This window comes from Peptoanaerobacter stomatis (genome assembly GCF_000238115.1).
Classification (GTDB): domain Bacteria; phylum Bacillota; class Clostridia; order Peptostreptococcales; family Filifactoraceae; genus Peptoanaerobacter; species Peptoanaerobacter stomatis.
In genome coordinates this window covers 14571-34607 of the sequence record NZ_JH414566.1, presented here as the reverse complement: position 1 = coordinate 34607, position 20037 = coordinate 14571, and the positions used below count along the sequence as shown (strand labels likewise).

Below are 20037 nucleotides of genomic sequence, written 5' to 3'. Positions count from 1 at the left end.
ATATATTATTCTTAAATATTAGTATTATTATATAACACCAGTCTCTATTTATAATATAATGCAGTACTATTTTTATTGGATAATTGATTTTGCATATATAATCATTTAAATGAGCATCAGTATTAAATATTAAACTATTTAGTGTGTTTAATTATTTTCTGCCATCTTTTTATATCTCTTATATCTGAATACAGAGTCTTCTTTTGCCATATCGTATAATTCTTGAGCTATTTCAGGGAATGTCTTTTTAAGTGATGTATATCTTACTTCTGAATCCAAGAATTCTTGGAAGCTTGCTTTAGGCTCTTTGCTGTCTAATGTGAACGGATTTTTACCCTCTTCTATAAGTAGTGGGTTATATCTGTATAGATGCCAGTATCCGCAATCAACTGCTCTTTTTTCTTGGTTTATTGTTGTTCCCATACCGCTGTGTATTCCATGATTTATACAAGGTGCGTAGCATATTACTATAGATGGTCCGTCATAACTTTCAGCTTCTTTTAATGCTTTTATGAGCTGATTCATATTTGATCCCATAGCTACTTGTGCAACATATACGTATCCGTATGTCATAAGCATTGCGCCTAAGTCTTTTTTTCTGACTTTCTTACCGCTTGCGGCAAATTTTGCTACTGCTGCACGTGGTGTTGATTTGGATGATTGTCCTCCTGTATTCGAGTAAACTTCTGTATCAAATACAAGTATGTTGAAGTCTTCTCCTGATGCCATAACGTGATCCAATCCGCCATAACCTATGTCATATGCCCAACCGTCTCCACCAAAACTCCATATGCTTTGTTTTACAAGATAGTCTTTTAGGTCATTTATTTCTTTTAAATCTTTATCTGCTGAGTTTTTAGTTAATTCTACAATTTGATTTTTAAGTGATTTTGTTATTTTTGGATCTTTCATGTTGTCAATCCATTTGTTGAATACTTCTTCGCATTCACTGTTAGGATTTGCTTTCATATATTTTTCCATATGAAGTTTGATTGTATTTCTTAATTTTTTTACTGCGAGTGCCATACCGTAACCGTATTCTGCGTTATCTTCGAATAATGAACTCGCCCAAGCAGGTCCATGACCTTCATGATTAGTTGTAAATCCTGTAGATGGATATGAACCTCCCCATATTGATGAACAACCTGATGCGTTTGCTATTAGCATTCTGTCTCCGAACAACTGTGTAACTAATGTTGCATATGGTGTTTCTCCGCAACCTGCACATGCACCGTGGAATTCGAGTAGAGGTTGTTTAAATTGTGAACCTTTTACTGTGTTATCCTCCATAAGTTCTTCTTTAGGAGAAAGTGTCATTGCATAATCCCAATTTTTGCTTTCTTCCAATTCTTCTCCAAGTGGTACCATTGTGAGTGCTTTTTCTTTGGCAGGACACACATTTGCACAATTACCGCAACCTGTACAGTCAAGGACGGATACTTGTATTTTGTATTGTAAGTTATCCAAGCCTTTTCCGTTTGCTTTGATAGTTTGGAAACCTTCAGGTTTATTTGCATTTTCTTCTTCGTTTAACAAGAATGGTCTTATTACTGCGTGAGGACATACAAAAGAGCATTGATTACATTGTATACAATTATCTTTATTCCACTTAGGTACGTTTACAGCTACAGCTCTTTTTTCATATTTTGTTGTTCCGTTAGGCATTGAGCCTTCTTCTCTTTCCATAAAGGCTGAAACAGGTTTGTTATCTCCTTTTTGTGAGTTTAACGGTATTAAGATTTCTTTTACATATTTTGGATAATCTTTTTCTACCGATTTATCTTGTGCATCTTTCCAATCTTCAGGTATTTCTATTTTTACAAGATCGTCTTTACCTTTGTCTACTGCAAGGTAATTCATATTTACTATGGCATCGCCTTTTTTACCGTAAGTTTTTTTGATGGATTCTTTCAGTCTTTCAACTGCTTCTTCTATAGGTATAACATTTGATAATTTGAAGAATGCTGATTGCATTATCATATTTGTTCTTGTGCCTAATCCTATTTCTTCTGCTATATGTGTTGCGTTTATTGTGTAGAAGTTTATTTTTTTCTCATATAGCTCTCTTTTCATATGAGCAGGTAGATTTTTTGACAATTCGTCTATATTCCATATAGTGTTTAAAAGGAAAGTTCCGCCTTCTTTTATTCCTTCTAAAAGATGATAGTTATCTACATAGGATTGCATTGAACAGCTTATGAAGTCAGGTTTAGTTATCAAATATGTGGATTGTATAGGTTTACTTCCGAATCTTAGGTGTGATATTGTTACTCCGCCTGATTTTTTTGAATCGTATGCAAAATAGGCTTGTGCGTACATATCAGTTCCATCGCCTATTATTTTTATGGCTGATTTGTTGGCGCCTACTGTACCGTCTGAACCGAATCCCCAGAATTTACATTTTATAGTATCTTTCGGCTCTGTTGTGATTATGTCTTTTATTTCTAAATTTGTGTGTGTTATATCGTCTATTATTCCTATTGTGAATCTGTCTTTAGGTTTGTCAGCTTTCATATTGTCAAATACTGCTTTTATTTGACTTGGTGTTGTGTTTTTAGAACCTAAACCATATCTTCCGCCTACTATAACAGGTTTATTTTCTTCTCCTGAATATGCTCCTAATATATCATAATGAAGCGGTTCAAATGGACTTCCTTTTTCCTTTGTTCTATCTAATACTGATATAACTTCTACTGTTTTAGGTATTACGCTTAATAAAGCTTCTTTTGAGAACGGTCTATATAATCTTACTTTTACAAGTCCTACTTTTTCTCCTTGTTCTATTAGGTAGCTGATTGTTTCTTCTATTGTTTCGTTTACTGAACCCATCGCTACTATTATATATTTTGCGTCTTTCGCTCCTACATAGTCAAACGGTTTGTATTTTCTTCCTGTGAGTTCTCCTAATTTTTCCATGTATTCAATTACAGTTGGCACTACAGTATCATATCTTTTATTTGATGCTTCGGCTCCTTGGAAGTATACATCAGGATTTTGTGCTGTTCCTTTTGTATATGGATGTTCAGGATTCATACTTTTGTTTCTGAAGTTAAGTATTGCTTGTTTATCTACTAATTGTTTGTATATATCATAGTCTACACTTTCTACTTTTTGGAACTCATGTGATGTTCTAAAACCGTCAAAGAAGTGTAAGAACGGTATTCTTGTTTTGATGGCTGTCAAGTGAGATATTGCTCCTAAGTCTAATATTTCTTGAACCGATCCTGATGCCATCATTGCAAAACCGGTTTGTCTACATGCCATGACGTCTTGGTGGTCTCCAAATATTGAAAGGGCATGAGTTGACAATGCTCTGGCAGCCACGTGAATTACTCCCGGTAGTAATTCTCCTGATATCTTGTACATATTAGGTATCATAAGGAGTAAACCTTGTGATGATGTGAATGATGTTGCAAGTACACCTGCTGATAAAGCTCCGTGCATTGCACCTGCTGCTCCTGCTTCTGATTGTAATTCTGTAACTTGTACTTGTTCTCCGAATATGTTTTCTTTATTATTTGCCGCCCATGCATCAATAAGCTCTGACATGTCTGATGATGGAGTTATCGGATATATTGGTGCAACTTCGGAAAAAGCATATGCAACTGTTGCAGCTGCTGTATTTCCGTTTAATGTAATCATCTTTTTCATTTTATGATTATCCTTTCTTTAGTCCTGTTATTTTTTTATCTTTATATTTTCACAAATATCTTTTCTTATCTTTTTTTTATGAAAAAATAAAGTATTGAAAAGAAAATGTGGTGTTTCTTTACTTAATTTAATGCAATTATTTAAAAATATAAGAATTAATTATTTTTGCATCTGTCAAGCATATCTTTGGTAGGGTCTATTATTTTTAAATTTGTAATTTTTTCTATTTCTTCTTTTATGTATGGAAAATGAGTGCAACCAAGTAATATAGAGTCTACTTTGAATTTGCTTGAATTTATATTTTCGATATAGTGTATAAAACCGTTTATATTTAATTCCTTGATTATATCTATTGGAGTTTTTTTAGCTTCTATAGATTCTACTATGCTTACATTTCCATAGCATATTGTATTTACACCTTTATTATGTTCTCTTATTATTTTATCAATCATAAAAGCGGAAAGACCGTTTGCTCCCATTATTACGATATTTTTACAATAACTTGGAAGATGTTTATATGATTCTAAGGGTGTAATTATTTCTATGTTTAATTCAGATGAAATCTTGTTGTAATCTACACTACAACTAAGCGAATTGCAGTATAAGAAAATTTTTTCGCATCCTTGTTCTTTGGCTATATTGCATTTTTCGATGAACAATTTTTCCAATTTTGTTTTTGAGTAGTATTGACTATCGGACTGTTCGTTGCAAGTATTTGACATCGGCAAAAAAACAGATGTATAATTATAACTTTCTATTAAATCACAACCCATCTGAGTATCTACCACTGTGCCTGCTATTACACCTAATTTCATAAGTTCTCTCCTTTCAATATATGATGTAATCAATGCTGATATCATTTGTTATACTGATTTCTAATAGAACGGCAGATAATTTATTAAACTAATAAGTATATAAAAAGTCTTTTATTTTATTAGATTTGTATAACGCTATTTTCTATAGTTCTATAAGATTTTTTTATTATATAAAAATTTTATACAACACTTATTTTTATTGATTTCTTATATTTAAAAATAATATTTTTAATAAATATTTTAATAATAGTAATTAATTTTTTAAAAATTAATTACTATTATTAAAATTTAATTTGCTTTAGTTATAATTTTTAAAGAATATTAAATTAGATTATTAAATCTAAAGCTTGTTTTAGGTCGGCTATTATATCTTCAGGATCTTCGTGTCCTATTGATAATCTTACCAAACCTTCCGCTATATCTGAATCTTTTCTTTCTTGTTCTGTATAAGTAGAGTGTGTCATGCTTGCAGGATGTTGTATTAGAGTTTCGGTGTCTCCTAAGCTTACTGCCAACATACAAAGTTTTACAGAGTTCATCAATTTTATACCTGCTTCTTTTCCGCCTTTTACTTCAAATGAAATCATAGCTCCAGGCATTTTCATTTGTTTTTGTGCAAGTTCGTATTGAGGGAATGATTTTAATCCTGGATAATATACTGATTTAACTGCGGGATGTGTTTCTAAGAATTCAGCAACTTTCATAGCGTTGTCACAGTGTCTTTGCATTCTTATAAGTAATGTTTTCATTCCTCTTCCTAAAAGATAAGCATCAAACGGGCTTAAAACTGAACCTGTACAATCTTTTACTCCCACCAATCTCACTTGGTCTATCAATTCTTTCTTTCCTACAGCAAAACCTGCTAAAACATCTCCGTGTCCGTTTAAGTATTTAGTAGCTGAGTGAACAACTATGTCGGCACCTAATTCCAAAGGTCTTTGTATAACAGGTGTACAGTATGTGTTATCTACTACTACTATGCAATTAGGTTTTTCATGAGCCATTTTGGCTATTGCTTCTATATCTGCGAGGTACATATTAGGGTTTGCAGGGCTTTCAAAATATACCATTCTTGTATTTTCTTTCATAGCATTTTTTATATTGTTGATATCTCTGAAATCTACAAAAGTTGTTTCTACTCCAAATCTCGGTAGAACGTGATTTAATAGAGAAAATGTGCATCCATAAAGTGTCTTAGGAGCTATTACATGATCTTTAGCGTTCAGCATTGACCACATAACTGATGATATTGCTCCCATTCCTGACGCTGTTGCTACGGCCGCTTCTCCGCCTTCCAAAACAGCTAATTTTTTTTCTACAACACTTACAGTAGGGTTGCCTAATCTTGTGTATATGTAGCCGTCTTCTTGTAGAGCGAATCTTTTTCCGCCTTGTTCAGCGGAGTCAAATACGAATGTTGATGTTTGATATATTGGTGTTGCAAGTGCTCCGAATATATTTTTTTCGTAACCTGCGTGTATTTGTTTAGTTGAGAATCCCATATTGTCGTTCATTTTCATTTTTCTTTCCTCCTAAAATTTTTATGTTTTTAATAAATTAGTAAATTATATTTAATATATTTTCGACTATTTAAAAATTTTAACTATTTGTCATCAGCAGCTTTCCACTCTTCGAAATTCCATGGATGCTTATTGATATATCCATTAGCAAATGGTATAAATATTGATGCGATTGCAAAAATTGCCAATAGATATTGATACCATAGGAACGGCATTATATCCATCGGATTTAATACGCCTTCTGTGAATTTTGCGGCGATTAACAATTGTGCACCGTAAGGTATGAAACCTTGCATTATTGCTCCGAAACAGTCAAGTAAAGATGCACTTCTTCTTGGGTCAACTTTGAATTCTTCTGATATATTTCTTGCTATAGGTCCGTCTATTATTATAGCAACTGTGTTGTTTGCAGTAGCGGCATCAGTTAAAGCTGTTATAGCTGCTATTCCTACTTCTGCGGATTTTTCGCCTTTTATGAAAGATTTTATTTTATCCAATAGCCAGTTCAATCCTCCGCCATGAGCAACTAAAGCTGCCAAACCGCCTGTAAGCATAGATAATAGGAATATTTCGAACATTCCGTTAAAACCGTCATAAGCAAAGTTAGTGAACTCTAAAAGTGAGAAAGAACCAAATGATATTCCGATAATACCTGATAATATAGTACCAAGTGTCAATACTATAAATACGTTCATACCTGCTATAGCACTAATTAAGACAAATAAGTAAGGTACGATTTTTACTATATTATATTCATATGTTTCTGCTTGAATAGTACCTGGTGCTTTACCGAATATCAAAAGTAATATTACAGTTAATAGCATAGCGGGTACTACCATTACAAAGTTTGTTCTAAATTTATCTTTCATTTGAACGCCTTGTGTTCTTGTAGCTGCAATAGTAGTATCTGATATTACTGATAGGTTGTCTCCAAACATTGCACCACTCACCAAAGCTCCTACTATCAAAGGCATAGATATTCCTGTTTTATTTGCGAAACCTACGGCTATCTGTCCGAGAGCAACTATAGTACCTACAGAAGTTCCTGTAGATATTGAGATAAAACAGGCTATTAAGAATATTCCGACAGTTATCAAACTTGAAGGTATTATACTAAGACCTAAGTTTACAACAGAATCTACACCACCCATATTTGAAGATACTGTAGAAAATGCACCGGCAAGTATGTAAATTATACACATTATTATTATATTTTCGTCACCACAGCCTTTTATAAATATAGAAAATTTATCATCAATTGAGCCTTTTATAAGGATAAAAGCTAATATTATACCGATTATTACCGCAATCGGAGCTTTAAAACCATAAAATCCCATGGAATCACCTTGGTTTACAAGAATGATACCGATTGATAAATAAGATATTATAAACGCTAAAAATGGTATAAGAGCTATAAAACTGGATTTTCGTTCTTCTTTCATGACACCCTCCTAAATTATGAATTTTTCCACTCATCATCTTCAATATGGTATTTTTTTATTCTATTGATAAGTAATGTGTGGGTAACTCCGATATTTTTTGCTGTATTTCTTATACTTTTATATTTACGTAAGTATTTTAGTATAAGTTCTCTTTCAAATTTGGATACTGTTGTTCCAAAATCGTTTTCTTCGATAGAAATATTTTCAAATCCGTTTGTTTTATCGAAGATTATATGTTCCTTTTTTATAGTATTATTAGAGGTCAATACAACAGCTCTTTCTAATACATTTTGCATTTCTCTTATATTTCCCGGCCAGCTATACGATATAAGTATTGATTTCGCATCATTGCTTAGAGAAATATTTTGCTTATCATATCTTGTAGATAGAATTTTTAAAAAATAATTTGTAAGTTTGGGTATATCATCTTGTCTTTGTCTTAACGGAGGTAATTGAATTCTAAAAATGTTAAGTCTGTAGAATAAATCCATTCTGAAACTGCCTTCGTTTATCAGTTTTTCCAAATTTCTGTTTGTGGCTGAAATTATTCTTACGTTCATATCTTTTTCCTTTGTAGAACCTATAGGACGTATTTTTTTTTCTTGCAGAACTCTCAAAAGCTTAGCCTGCAGATGGTAATTTAATTCTCCTATTTCATCAAGGAATACCGTACCCCCTTCAGCCATTTCAAAAATACCTATCTTTCCGCTTTTGTTTGCTCCTGTAAAACTTCCTGCTGTGTATCCGAATAACTCTGATTCTAACAGTTCATCAGGTATAGCGGCACAATTTATACTTACAAACGGCATCTTTGACCTTTTAGACTCTGAATGTATAGCTCTTGCAAACATTTCTTTTCCTGTACCGCTTTCTCCGGTTAGAAGAATAGACGCGTCTGAATGAGAATAATGTTTAGCAGTTTCTATAATCTGTCTGAATTTTTTGTCGTCGCCCATTATATCGTCAAAAGTTATAAAACTGTCATAAAATAAATCTTCTTTGATTTCTTTCAACGTGAGTAAGTGTCCACAGAAAGTACCTTCTTCAGAGTATAGAGGGTTCATATTCAATAAGAAGTTTTTGTTTTTTATTTGGATGGTTTTGTTTCTTATAAAATCCACTGAGCTTTTTTTATCAGATTTTATACAGTTTTTTAAATCTTTGTCATCAATAAAATCAAATATTAAATGTCCTGTCCTAACGTTTTCAATGAAATTAAAAGATACTTTATTTCCATATTCAATTACACCTTTACTATCTAATATTATCACCCCTTCGCTAATTAGATTAAGCACACTTTTTAGACCTATATCCTTTTCCTCAAAAGACATAACATCTATTTCTTCCATATAGTCATAGCCGTAAACTTTTTCGCATTCTCCCCTTATTTCTTCGGTTAAATCATCCGATATAAAAGGTATCTTCAAATAGATTACATTGCTATAAACTTCCATGGATATGATAGGAATATCGTGCTTTTTAAATACTGTCAGTATATCATAGGTCAAATGAGGTCTATTAATATAAAACATTATTTTTATACGCTTAATATCCATAAACACCTCCTAAATCCTATCGCTAAATATATAAAGCAAATTATATGCCAATAAATTTTGAACGATTTACTAAGTTACGTAGGCACGTTTTTAAAACAAAATGGAATAAAAATAAACCTATTTTAGAAAATGTTAAAAATAAAAGAATTTTATGGAATATTTTCATTCCTTATGGAATGATTATACACCTAAAAATGCAAAAAATATATAACTTAAATTAAAAATTATTAAAAAATTGTCTATTACATAGAAAAATTACTTAATTATTTATGTTTCGTTGACAACTTGAAAAAAATTTACTATAATAATAGTTTAGATATAGTGTATGATTTTAAAATGGCATAATTGTGCTTATGAGTTAAAATTGAAATTTATAAAGAGGTGAAACCCTAATGCAACATCCACATCCTGTAAAAATTGGAAGAAGAACGAGAATGAGTTTTTCAAAAATTCCTTCTGTTGCGGAACTTCCAAATCTTATAGAAATTCAGGTTGATTCTTACAAATGGTTTATCAAAGAGGGTCTAAGAGAAGTATTTGAAGAAATATTTCCCATAGAAGGTTTTTCCGGTAATGTAAAACTTGAGTTCCTTGACTATATTATAGAGGATATACCTAAATATAACATTGAAGAGTCAAAAGAAAGAGATGTTACCTATGCAACTCCTATAAAAATAAGAGTTAAGCTTACAGTTAAAGATGAAGACGGCACTCAGATAGTAAAAAATGAAAATGCTGAGCCTGTATTTTTGGGAGATTTTCCGCTTATGACAGATAGCGGAACTTTCGTAATAAATGGTGCAGAAAGGGTGATTGTGAGCCAAATAGTGAGGTCTCCCGGAGTATATTATGCTCAAGAGATTGATAAAACAGGAAATAAACTTATATCATCTACTGTGATACCTAATAGAGGAGCTTGGCTTGAATACGAAACTGATTCAAGTGATGTAGTTAATGTAAGAATAGACAGAAACAGAAAGCAACCTATAACAGTGCTTCTTAGAGCACTTGGTTACAGCAGTGATGAAGAAATAAAGGATTTATTGCAAGAAGATGAATTACTTATTCCTACATTACAAAAAGACACAACTAAAAATAAGGATGAGGCTCTGTTAGATATATATAGAAAATTAAGACCTGGAGAGCCGCCTACAATAGAAAGTGCAACACTTCTTATAAATAACTTATTTTTTGATCACAGAAGATATGATTTGGCAAAAGTAGGAAGATATAAATACAATAAGAAATTGGCTCTATCAAACAGAATAACTAACAGATACTTGGCAGAAGATGTAATAGATACTAATACCGGAGAAGTTATATTTGAAAAAGGACATATGCTTACTGCACAAGATGCGGTAAAAGTGGATAATACCGGTGTAAGCTATGTAATGATAGAATTAAGAGACGGTATAAATGATGACAAAGTTGTAAAGGTAATAGGAAATTCTTTTGTAGATATAAAAGCTTATATAGATTTTGATATAGAAGATTTAAAGTTTAATGATAAAGTAAAATACAGCGTGTTAAGAGAAATACTTGATGGCTGTGAAAATGAAGAAGATATAAAAAAACAACTGAAACTCAGAAGAAATGAGTTATATCCGAAACATATAACTATGGAAGATATAATAGCTTCAATAAGTTATCAATTCAATTTATTTTATAATGTCGGCAATGTTGATGATATAGATCATCTTGGAAACAGAAGAATAAGAACTGTCGGAGAATTATTACAAAACCAATTTAGAATCGGTATGTCAAGAATGGAAAGAGTTATAAGAGAGAGAATGACTACTCAGGATGTTATAGAAATGACTCCAAGCAATCTTATGAATATAAGACCTGTAACATCAGCCATAAAAGAATTTTTCGGTTCTTCACAGCTTTCTCAGTTTATGGATCAGACAAATCCTCTTTCTGAACTCACTCACAAGAGAAGATTATCTGCCCTTGGTCCGGGAGGACTTTCAAGAGAAAGGGCTGGTTTTGAAGTTAGAGACGTTCATTATTCTCACTATGGAAGAATGTGCCCTATAGAAACTCCGGAAGGTCCTAATATAGGTCTTATAAACTCGCTTTCAGTATATGCAAGGATAAATGAATATGGTTTTATAGAATCACCTTACAGAAGGGTAGATAAAGAAAATCATAAAGTTACTGATATAATAGATTATTTATCAGCAGATGAAGAAGATAAGTATATAAGAGTTCAGGCAAATGAGCCTATAGGAGAAGATGACTGGTTTGTAAATAAAAAAGTTGCTTCAAGAATAGAAAAAGGTACTATTGAGCTTGTTGATGACAACTTAGTTGACTACGTAGACGTGTCTCCTATGCAGGTTGTATCTGTGGCTACCGCAATGATACCTTTCTTGGAAAATGATGATGCCAACAGAGCTCTTATGGGTTCAAACATGCAGCGTCAAGCTGTTCCTCTCGTTAGAAGAGAAGCTCCTATAATAGGTACCTCTATAGAATATAGAGCTGCCAAAGACTCCGGAGCTGTTGTCATATCAAAAAATTCCGGTACAGTAGAAAAAGTATCTGCTGATGAAATTCAAATAAGAGCAGATAACGGAAATTTAGATAAATATAAACTATTGAAGTTCAAACGTTCTAATAACGGAACTTGCGTAAATCAAACACCGATAGTAAAAAAAGGTGATGTACTAAATGCAGGAGACGTTATAGCTGACGGGCCTTCTACTGAGCTTGGAGAAGTTTCTCTTGGAAGGAATTCGCTAATAGCATTTATGACATGGGATGGATACAACTATGAGGATGCTATTTTGATAAATGAAAGACTTGTAAAAGAAGACAGACTTTCATCTATTCATATTGAAGAGTATGATTCTGAAGCAAGAGATACTAAACTTGGACCGGAATTGATAACAAGAGATATACCAAATGTCGGAGCAGATGCTATAAAGGATTTGGACGAGAGAGGTATAATAAGAATAGGAGCAGAGGTAAAATCAGGAGATATATTAGTTGGTAAAGTATCTCCAAAGGGAGAAACAGACACTACTCCTGAAGAAAGACTTCTAAGAGCTATATTTGGAGAAAAAGCCAGAGAAGTAAAAGATTCTTCACTTAGAGTACCACATGGAGAATCAGGTATAATAGTAGATATAAAAGAATTTACAAGAGAAAATTGTGATGAGCTTGCACCGGGTGTCAATAGACTTGTAAGAGTATATATAGCTAAGAAAAGAAAGATACAAGTCGGAGATAAAATGGCAGGTAGACATGGTAATAAAGGTGTAATTTCAAGAGTTTTACCGGAAGAAGATATGCCGTTTTTACCTGATGGCACACCGCTTGAAATAGTACTGAATCCTCTTGGAGTTCCATCAAGAATGAATATAGGACAGGTGCTTGAAGTGCATTTAGGACTTGCAGCAAAAGCTCTTGGCTGGTATGTATCTACACCTGTATTTGATGGAGCTGTGGAAGAAGATATATTTAATGCACTTGAACTTGCGAACTATCCGAAAAGTGGTAAGTTACTTTTAAGAGACGGAAGAACCGGAGAATATTTTGACAATCCTGTAACTGTTGGTTATATGTATATGCTTAAACTTCACCACCTTGTTGATGACAAAATACATGCGAGATCAACAGGACCTTATTCAATGGTAACTCAACAACCGCTTGGCGGTAAGGCTCAGTTTGGCGGTCAAAGATTTGGAGAGATGGAGGTATGGGCTTTAGAGGCTTATGGTGCTGCACATACACTTCAGGAAATACTTACTGTTAAATCTGATGACGTAGTAGGTAGAGTAAAAACTTATGAATCTATAGTAAAAGGCGAAAATGTTCCTGAACCTGGTATTCCGGAGTCATTTAAAGTATTGATTAAAGAATTGCAGTCATTAGCTTTAGATGTAAAAGTTCTTACAGAAACAGATGAAGAAATTAAAGTTGATGAAGAGCTTAACGATATATTACCTTTTGAAAATATAAGTGAAGAAGTATATGTAAGCGGCGAAAATAGTATGATAAATGAAGATAATATAGATTTAAACAGCGATGATGAGGAAGATTTTGACAGTGAAGACTTTGATATAGATGACGAAGATTTTGACTTTTAGAAAAAAATATATACTATTAACTAATGTTGACAAGAGATAATGTTTTTTATGAATAACATTTAAAAATAATATTAAATAATCACAGCTTTTATATGATAGTATAACTTCCAAATTGTAAAGTTATGCTGTCATATAAATTATAAAAACATAAATTTTGAAATTTTTAAACCGAAATACTAACCTTTATAAATGCTATATTTAATAAAAAATGAAATATAATAAGTATTTATAAAACGGATTTTTACTAAGGGGGAACTTCCTTGTTTGAATTAAATAATTTTGAATCAATACAAATTGCACTTGCATCTCCTGATAAAATTTTAGAGTGGTCTAAAGGTGAGGTAAAAAAACCTGAAACTATTAATTATAGAACATTAAAGCCTGAAAAAGATGGACTTTTTTGTGAAAAAATATTCGGACCTACAAAAGATTACGAATGTAATTGTGGAAAATATAAAAAAGATAAGTTAAAACACAGAGGGATAATATGCGACAAATGTGGAGTTGAAGTTACAAGTTCCAAATTCAGACGTGAAAGAATGGGACATATAAAACTTGCTGCACCTGTATCTCATATATGGTACTTTAAGGGAGTACCTTCAAGAATGGGAATATTGCTTGATATTTCTCCTAAAGAATTGGAAAAAGTTTTATACTTTGCATCATATATAGTTATAGAACCTGGAGAAACTAATTTATTAGAAAAGCAAATATTGACTGAAAAAGAATATAAAGATGCAATAGACACATACGGATATGATTCTTTTAAAGCCATGATGGGAGCAGAAGCAATAAAGATATTGCTTTCAAAAATCGATTTAGAAAAATTATCTCAAGAGTTAAAAATAAAATTTAAAGACGCAACAGGACAAAAAAGAGTAAAATGTATAAGAAGATTAGATGTTGTAGAATCATTTAGAAAATCAGGTAATGATCCTTGTTGGATGATATTGGATGTTGTACCTGTAATACCTCCTGATTTGAGACCAATGGTTCAGCTTGACGGAGGAAGATTTGCAACTTCAGATTTGAATGATTTATACAGAAGAGTTATAAACAGAAACAATAGATTGCAAAGATTGCTTGAACTTGGAGCACCTGATATTATAGTTAGAAACGAAAAGAGAATGTTGCAGGAATCTGTAGATGCACTTATAGATAACGGTAGAAGAGGAAAGCCGGTATCAGGTCCTGGAAACAGACCGCTTAAATCACTTACAGATATGCTTAAAGGAAAGCAAGGAAGATTTCGTCAAAACTTGCTTGGTAAAAGGGTGGATTACTCAGGTCGTTCTGTTATAGTAGTTGGTCCTACACTTAAATTCAATCAATGTGGTTTGCCTAAAAAGATGGCTCTTGAGCTTTTCAAACCTTTTGTTATGAATGAGCTTGTGAAAAGAAACTTTGCACACAATGTGAAAGCTGCCAAAAAAAAGGTCGAAAAAGTTGATCCTGAAGTATGGCCTATATTAGAAGATGTAATAAAAGGTCATCCTGTAATGTTAAACCGTGCACCGACTCTACACAGACTTGGAATACAAGCATTCGAACCTGTACTTGTAGACGGAAAAGCAATAAAATTGCATCCGCTTGTTTGTACTGCATACAATGCAGACTTTGACGGAGATCAAATGGCTGTACACGTTCCGCTTTCAGTAGAATCGCAATATGAATGCAGAACTCTTATGCTTTCAACTAATAATATACTTGCTCCTAAAGATGGTCTTCCAATAACTACGCCTACACAGGATATGATACTTGGAACATATTATCTTACATTATTTGAGGAAGGCGCAAAAGGTGAGGGTAGTGTATATAAAGATTTTGATGAAATGATTCTTGCTTATGAAAATAAAGAAGTAAGTCTTCATGCAAAAGTAAAAGTAAAAGTGAAAAAATCTCCACAAGACGAAGGGAAGTTAGTTGAAAGTACAGTTGGAAGATTTATTTTTAATGAAAATATACCGCAAGATTTAGGGTATGTTGATAGAGAAGTGGATAAATATTCTCTTGAAGTAGATTTTGTTCTTGATAAGAAACAAATAGGTATAGTCATAGATAAATGCTTTAGAAAACATGGAAATGAAGTAACATCTATGATGCTCGACAATATAAAGAATATGGGTTATAAATTCTCAACAAAATCGGCAATATCAGTATCAGTTGCAGATATGGAGATTCCTGATGAGAAATATGACTTAATCTCAAACACAGAAAAACTTATAGAGAAATATGAAAAGAGTTTTAGACGTGGTTTAATGTCTGATGAAGAAAGATATGAAAAAGTAATAGAAGCATGGGCTAAAACAACTGATGAAGTTACTGAAGCTCTTATGAAACATCTTGGACCTATGAACAATATAAATATAATGGCACAATCAGGAGCCAGAGGTTCAAAAAATCAAATTAAACAGTTGGCAGGTATGAGAGGTCTTATGGCAAATGCGTCAGGTAAGACAGTTGAAATACCGGTTAAATCCAACTTTAGAGAAGGTCTGTCAGTTTTGGAATACTTTACATCTTCACACGGTGCAAGAAAAGGTCTTGCCGATACCGCGCTTAGAACTGCCGATTCAGGTTATCTTACAAGAAGACTTGTTGACGTTTCACAAGATGTAATAATAAATGAAGAAGATTGTGGTTCAACAGAAGGTATAGAAGTATCAGCATTTAAAGACGGTACTGAAGAAATAGAAAACCTATATGACAGAATAGTCGGAAGATATGCACTTAAAGATGTATTAAATCCTGAAGATAATTCAGTTATAGTATCTGCCGGAGAAATGATAGTAGAAAATATAGCTGAAGAAATAGTAAAAACAGGTGTAGAAAAAGTTTGGATAAGAACACCTATGGATTGTAAATCAAAACAAGGTATATGTGCTAAATGTTATGGAAGAAACCTTGCAACAGGTAGTGAGGTGCCTATTGGTGAGTCAGTAGGTATAATAGCTGCTCAGTCTATCGGTGAACCTGGAACACAGCTTACAATGAGAACCTTCCATACAGGTGGTATAGCCGGTGGAGATATAACTCAAGGTTTGCCGAGGGTTGAAGAGTTATTTGAGGCAAGAAAACCTAAAGGTCTTGCAGTTATAACAGAAGTTACAGGTATAGCAAAAATCGAAGAAAACGGCAAGAAAAAAGAAGCTGTTATAACAGATGATAACGGATATGAATACAGATATGTCATACCTTACGGTTCAATGTTGAAGTTTAAAGACGGTCAAAGAGTAAATGCAGGAGATCCTCTTACTCAAGGTTCAATAAATCCGCATGATATTCTAAGGGTAAATGGTATACAAGGAGTTCAAAACTATATAGTAAAAGAAGTACAAAGAGTTTACCGTTTACAAGGGGTTGATATAAACGACAAACATATTGAAATAATAGTACGTCAAATGATGCAAAAAGCCAAGATAGAAGAGCCTGGAGATACAGAGCTTTTACCTGGTGGAATAGTGGATATAAGAGAGCTTGAGAGAATAAATGCTCAGATGAGAAAAGAAAATAAAGAGGAAGCTAAATATACAAGAATGCTGCAAGGTATAACAAAAGCGGCTCTGTCTACAGATTCATTCCTATCAGCGGCATCTTTCCAAGAAACTACAAAAGTATTGACTGATGCGGCTATAAAAGGTAGTAAGGACTATTTGAGAGGACTTAAAGAAAATGTCATAATAGGTAAACTTATACCGGCAGGTTCAGTTCTTAGAAGAAAAAAACAAAGAACATCTCAAGAGTTTTTAGAGCAAGAAAATTTTCAAAATAATATAAATGAAGAAGAACATATTAATGAAAATGAAGTAAATGCGGAAGATATGATATCAGATTTTTAAAGCAGAATTATTCATACAAAAAATATAGTGAGTTGTAAAAGTTTTCAATATTTAAAAAATATATAAACATTTATTATTGCTTATATGTTATAAATTATATGAATAATTAGGGTTAAAATAATTTTATTTTTAAAATCAAAGAACTAATCCTTGTTATCGGGGATTGGTTCTTTTTAGTAGGAGATAGTATGAAAATAAATAATCTTATTGAAATTCAAAAACTTGTAATAAAAAGTTACTTATCGGATATAAAAATAGCTGTAGATGCGACACTTGGAAATGGTAATGATACAAATATGATAATAGAGACATTTGGAAGAGATGTAAAAGTATATTCTTTTGATATACAAGAAAAAGCTATTATTTCTGCCAAAGAAAATATAAAAAATGAATATCATAAGAATATAGAATTTATCAATGACTCCCATGAATATATGGATAAGTATGTGAAAGAAAGTCCTGATTTGGTTATGTTTAATTTAGGATACTTGCCAAAATCAGACCATGTTATAAAAACAAATCCATATACTACACTTCATGCAATGGAAAAAGCGATTGAGATATTAAAACCTAACGGGCTTATAAGTATAATGTTTTATATAGGACATGACAATGCAAGAGAATATAAGACGCTGTTGGAATATGTAAGGATATTGGATGCGAGAAATTTTAAAGCAATTCATGTAAATCCTATAAATCAAGATGAAAATGCGCCTAAATTAGTTATAATTCAAAAAGGAGATAATCTGAATTAAAAATATGAAAGACTATAAATTACCAAGTGCTTATATACAAGATATGAAACTTCTGCTTAAAGACGATTATGATGATTTTATAAGCTCTTATAACGAAAAAAATCATAAAGCTGTAAGCGTGAACACAAAAAAGCTTTCAAGAGATGATTTAAAAAAAATAATTGGAAATAATTACGAAGACGTACCTTGGAGCGATAGCGGTATTTATACGGATAGTGATGATATGATGTCAAAAAATCCTATGTATCATACAGGCGCTTATTATATACAAGAGCCTTCAGCTATGGCACCTGCAAATTACCTTGATGTGCAAAAAGGTATGAAAGTATTGGATATGTGTGCATCTCCCGGAGGAAAAACATTTCAAATATCACAAAAATTATCAGATGAAGATTTGTTAATTTCAAATGATATAAATACAAATAGAATTTTGCCTCTTTTAAGAAATATAGAGTATCATGGGCTTAGAAATGTTATGATAACAAATGAGAATCAAGAAAATCTATCTAAAAATTTTTCAAGTTTCTTTGATAGGATACTTCTTGATGCACCTTGTTCAGGCGAAGGGATGTTCAGAAAAGATAAAAAGTTAATACCATCTTACGAAAGAAGTAGAAAAGAGACGATTGAAATTCAAAAAGATTTGCTTGAAAAAGCCGCACTAATGTTAAAAGTAGGTGGAAAGTTGTTATATTCAACTTGCACTTTCAATACAGAAGAAAATGAAAAAAACATTTTGAATTTCCTTTCAAAACACAGTGAGTTTGAACTTATAAGTATACCGAAAAAAAATGGAATGATGAGTTTTGATTTTTTAAAAGAAAGCGCAAGATTTTTTCCACATAAAACTAAGTCAGAAGGGCATTTTTTGTGTTTAATGTGCAAAAAATCAGAAACTGAAAAAAATATTTTTGAAGAAACAGATTTAAAGAGGGAATCTTATATAGATAGTAAATATGAAAAGAAAAAATATTTAGATAGAAAAAAACTGCCTAAAGAATATATAGAATTTGAAAAGAAATTTTTGAATTGCAAGTTGGAAGGCAATTTTTTTATGCAAAATAATTCTTTATATATTGAAATTTTTGATAAAATACTTAAATATAAGATTAGAATTGCAAGAAACGGATTGTATTTAGGAGATTTGAAGAATAATGAATTTGTTATATCAAGTGCACTTATAAGATATTTAAAATCTAAAGATTTTCAATATACAATAAATTTCGGCTTAAATGATGAAAGAGTTATAAAGTATATAAAAGGTGAAACTTTAATAATAGATGGCATAAAAGACGGTGATTATATAGTTTGTCTTGAAGATTATCCAATAGGGCTTGTCAGAGCAAAAAATTCAAAATTGAAAAATATGTACAACAAAAATTGGAGAATAATGTAAATTTTTATGTTTAAAACTCTATGATAGATGTGTAATATTATAATGATTTGATTGTTATTAGAAAAAATACTTTATTAAGAGTATATTTTAAGTGTAATTAATAATATTTATTAAAATTATGATATTTTAAGCTAAATATAAGTACATAGAGTTATTTATAAATACTTTATATGCTTAGTTGTTAATGAGTTAATATGTTAAAAATTGGAGTATTGTATGCTGTATGTTGTAGGTATAGGTTCAGGCAATAAAGATAATATGAGCTTTGCCTGTTATGATGCGATAAAAAAATCAGATGTTATAGTAGGATATGACAAATATATATCCCAGATTCAATATATGATACAGGACAAACAAATATATCAAAGTCCTATGATGAAGGAGATAGAACGTTCAAAAAAAGCAATAGAATATGCAAAAGAAGGAAATACTGTGAGCGTGATATGTTCTGGAGATAGTGGTATATATGCAATGGCAGGATTAATAATGGAATTGGCGGAGGATGATATAGAAATAAAAGTAATTCCGGGAATAACATCGGCAATACTTGCATCATCTTTGTTAGGAGCCCCCATAATGCACGATTATTGCAGCATATCTCTAAGCGATTTGATGACACCTCTTGAACTTATTTTTAAGCGTATAGAGCTTGCGAGTATGGGCGATTTTGTTATTGCCATATACAATCCTAAGAGTAAAAAAAGAAGCGAACATTTGAAAAAATCTGTTGATATAATGCTTAGGTATAAAAGCAAAGATACAGTAGTAGGCGTTGTAAAAAAAGCATATGATGTAGAACAGGAAGTAAATATATGTACTTTAGAGTCAATAAATTATGATGATATAGATATGCACACTATACTCATAATAGGAAATTCGTCAACTTATGTAAAAAAAGGAAAAATGATAACTCCAAGAGGCTATGAGAAAAAATATATAGATAAAATGAACTCATAAAATATTTTA

Annotated in this window: 10 protein-coding genes; 5 read left to right on the top strand and 5 right to left on the bottom strand. The window is 31.9% G+C overall.

Annotated features, from left to right (window positions below; genetic code table 11):
* Positions 1-147: 147 nt before the first annotated feature.
* The 5 genes from nifJ to HMPREF9629_RS09985 all read right to left on the bottom strand — a co-directional run bounded on the left by nifJ (position 148) and on the right by HMPREF9629_RS09985 (position 8984).
* The gene (nifJ, locus tag HMPREF9629_RS10005) at positions 148-3651 is read right to left on the bottom strand and encodes a pyruvate:ferredoxin (flavodoxin) oxidoreductase (RefSeq protein WP_009526284.1); all 3504 of its coding nucleotides are present in this window, start codon (positions 3649-3651) and stop codon (positions 148-150) included.
* Between the two features lie 155 nt (positions 3652-3806).
* Positions 3807-4466, bottom strand: a complete 660-nt coding sequence (locus HMPREF9629_RS10000) for an aspartate/glutamate racemase family protein (RefSeq protein WP_009526283.1) — start codon at positions 4464-4466, stop codon at positions 3807-3809.
* Positions 4467-4792: 326 nt separating this feature from the next.
* Positions 4793-5986 (bottom strand): methionine gamma-lyase, encoded by a 1194-nt coding sequence (gene megL, locus HMPREF9629_RS09995; protein ID WP_009526282.1) that lies wholly within the window; start codon positions 5984-5986, stop codon positions 4793-4795.
* Positions 5987-6069: 83 nt separating this feature from the next.
* Positions 6070-7428: a Na+/H+ antiporter NhaC family protein gene (locus tag HMPREF9629_RS09990; RefSeq protein ID WP_009526281.1), complete on the bottom strand. Its 1359-nt coding sequence runs from the start codon at positions 7426-7428 to the stop codon at positions 6070-6072.
* Positions 7429-7442: 14 nt separating this feature from the next.
* Positions 7443-8984, bottom strand: coding sequence for a sigma-54 interaction domain-containing protein (locus HMPREF9629_RS09985; protein WP_009526280.1), 1542 nt, complete (start codon positions 8982-8984; stop codon positions 7443-7445).
* 392 nt (positions 8985-9376) lie between these two features.
* Here HMPREF9629_RS09985 and rpoB point away from each other — a divergent pair, with 392 nt between their 5' ends.
* The 5 genes from rpoB (at position 9377) to cobJ (ending at position 20028) form a co-directional block, all read left to right on the top strand.
* Entirely contained in the window at positions 9377-13081 is a 3705-nt protein-coding gene (rpoB, locus tag HMPREF9629_RS09980) for a DNA-directed RNA polymerase subunit beta (protein WP_009526279.1), read from the top strand.
* Positions 13082-13341: 260 nt separating this feature from the next.
* Positions 13342-16920: a DNA-directed RNA polymerase subunit beta' gene (gene rpoC / locus HMPREF9629_RS09975; RefSeq protein ID WP_009526278.1), complete on the top strand. Its 3579-nt coding sequence runs from the start codon at positions 13342-13344 to the stop codon at positions 16918-16920.
* 188 nt (positions 16921-17108) lie between these two features.
* Complete coding sequence (locus HMPREF9629_RS09970; RefSeq protein WP_009526277.1) at positions 17109-17675, top strand: tRNA (mnm(5)s(2)U34)-methyltransferase; 567 nt, start codon at positions 17109-17111, stop codon at positions 17673-17675.
* 4 nt (positions 17676-17679) lie between these two features.
* Complete coding sequence (locus tag HMPREF9629_RS09965; RefSeq protein WP_009526276.1) at positions 17680-19071, top strand: RsmB/NOP family class I SAM-dependent RNA methyltransferase; 1392 nt, start codon at positions 17680-17682, stop codon at positions 19069-19071.
* 216 nt (positions 19072-19287) lie between these two features.
* Complete coding sequence (gene cobJ / locus HMPREF9629_RS09960; protein WP_009526275.1) at positions 19288-20028, top strand: precorrin-3B C(17)-methyltransferase; 741 nt, start codon at positions 19288-19290, stop codon at positions 20026-20028.
* Positions 20029-20037 lie beyond the last annotated feature (9 nt).

Coding starts and splice junctions, on each gene's coding strand:
- HMPREF9629_RS09985 (WP_009526280.1), bottom strand. CDS start 8,984: ATGGATATTAAGCGTATAAAAATAATGTTTTATATTAATAGACCTCAT.
- HMPREF9629_RS09965 (WP_009526276.1), top strand. CDS start 17,680: ATGAAAGACTATAAATTACCAAGTGCTTATATACAAGATATGAAACTT.
- nifJ (WP_009526284.1), bottom strand. CDS start 3,651: ATGAAAAAGATGATTACATTAAACGGAAATACAGCAGCTGCAACAGTT.
- cobJ (WP_009526275.1), top strand. CDS start 19,288: ATGCTGTATGTTGTAGGTATAGGTTCAGGCAATAAAGATAATATGAGC.
- HMPREF9629_RS10000 (WP_009526283.1), bottom strand. CDS start 4,466: ATGAAATTAGGTGTAATAGCAGGCACAGTGGTAGATACTCAGATGGGT.
- HMPREF9629_RS09990 (WP_009526281.1), bottom strand. CDS start 7,428: ATGAAAGAAGAACGAAAATCCAGTTTTATAGCTCTTATACCATTTTTA.
- megL (WP_009526282.1), bottom strand. CDS start 5,986: ATGAAAATGAACGACAATATGGGATTCTCAACTAAACAAATACACGCA.
- HMPREF9629_RS09970 (WP_009526277.1), top strand. CDS start 17,109: ATGAAAATAAATAATCTTATTGAAATTCAAAAACTTGTAATAAAAAGT.
- rpoB (WP_009526279.1), top strand. CDS start 9,377: ATGCAACATCCACATCCTGTAAAAATTGGAAGAAGAACGAGAATGAGT.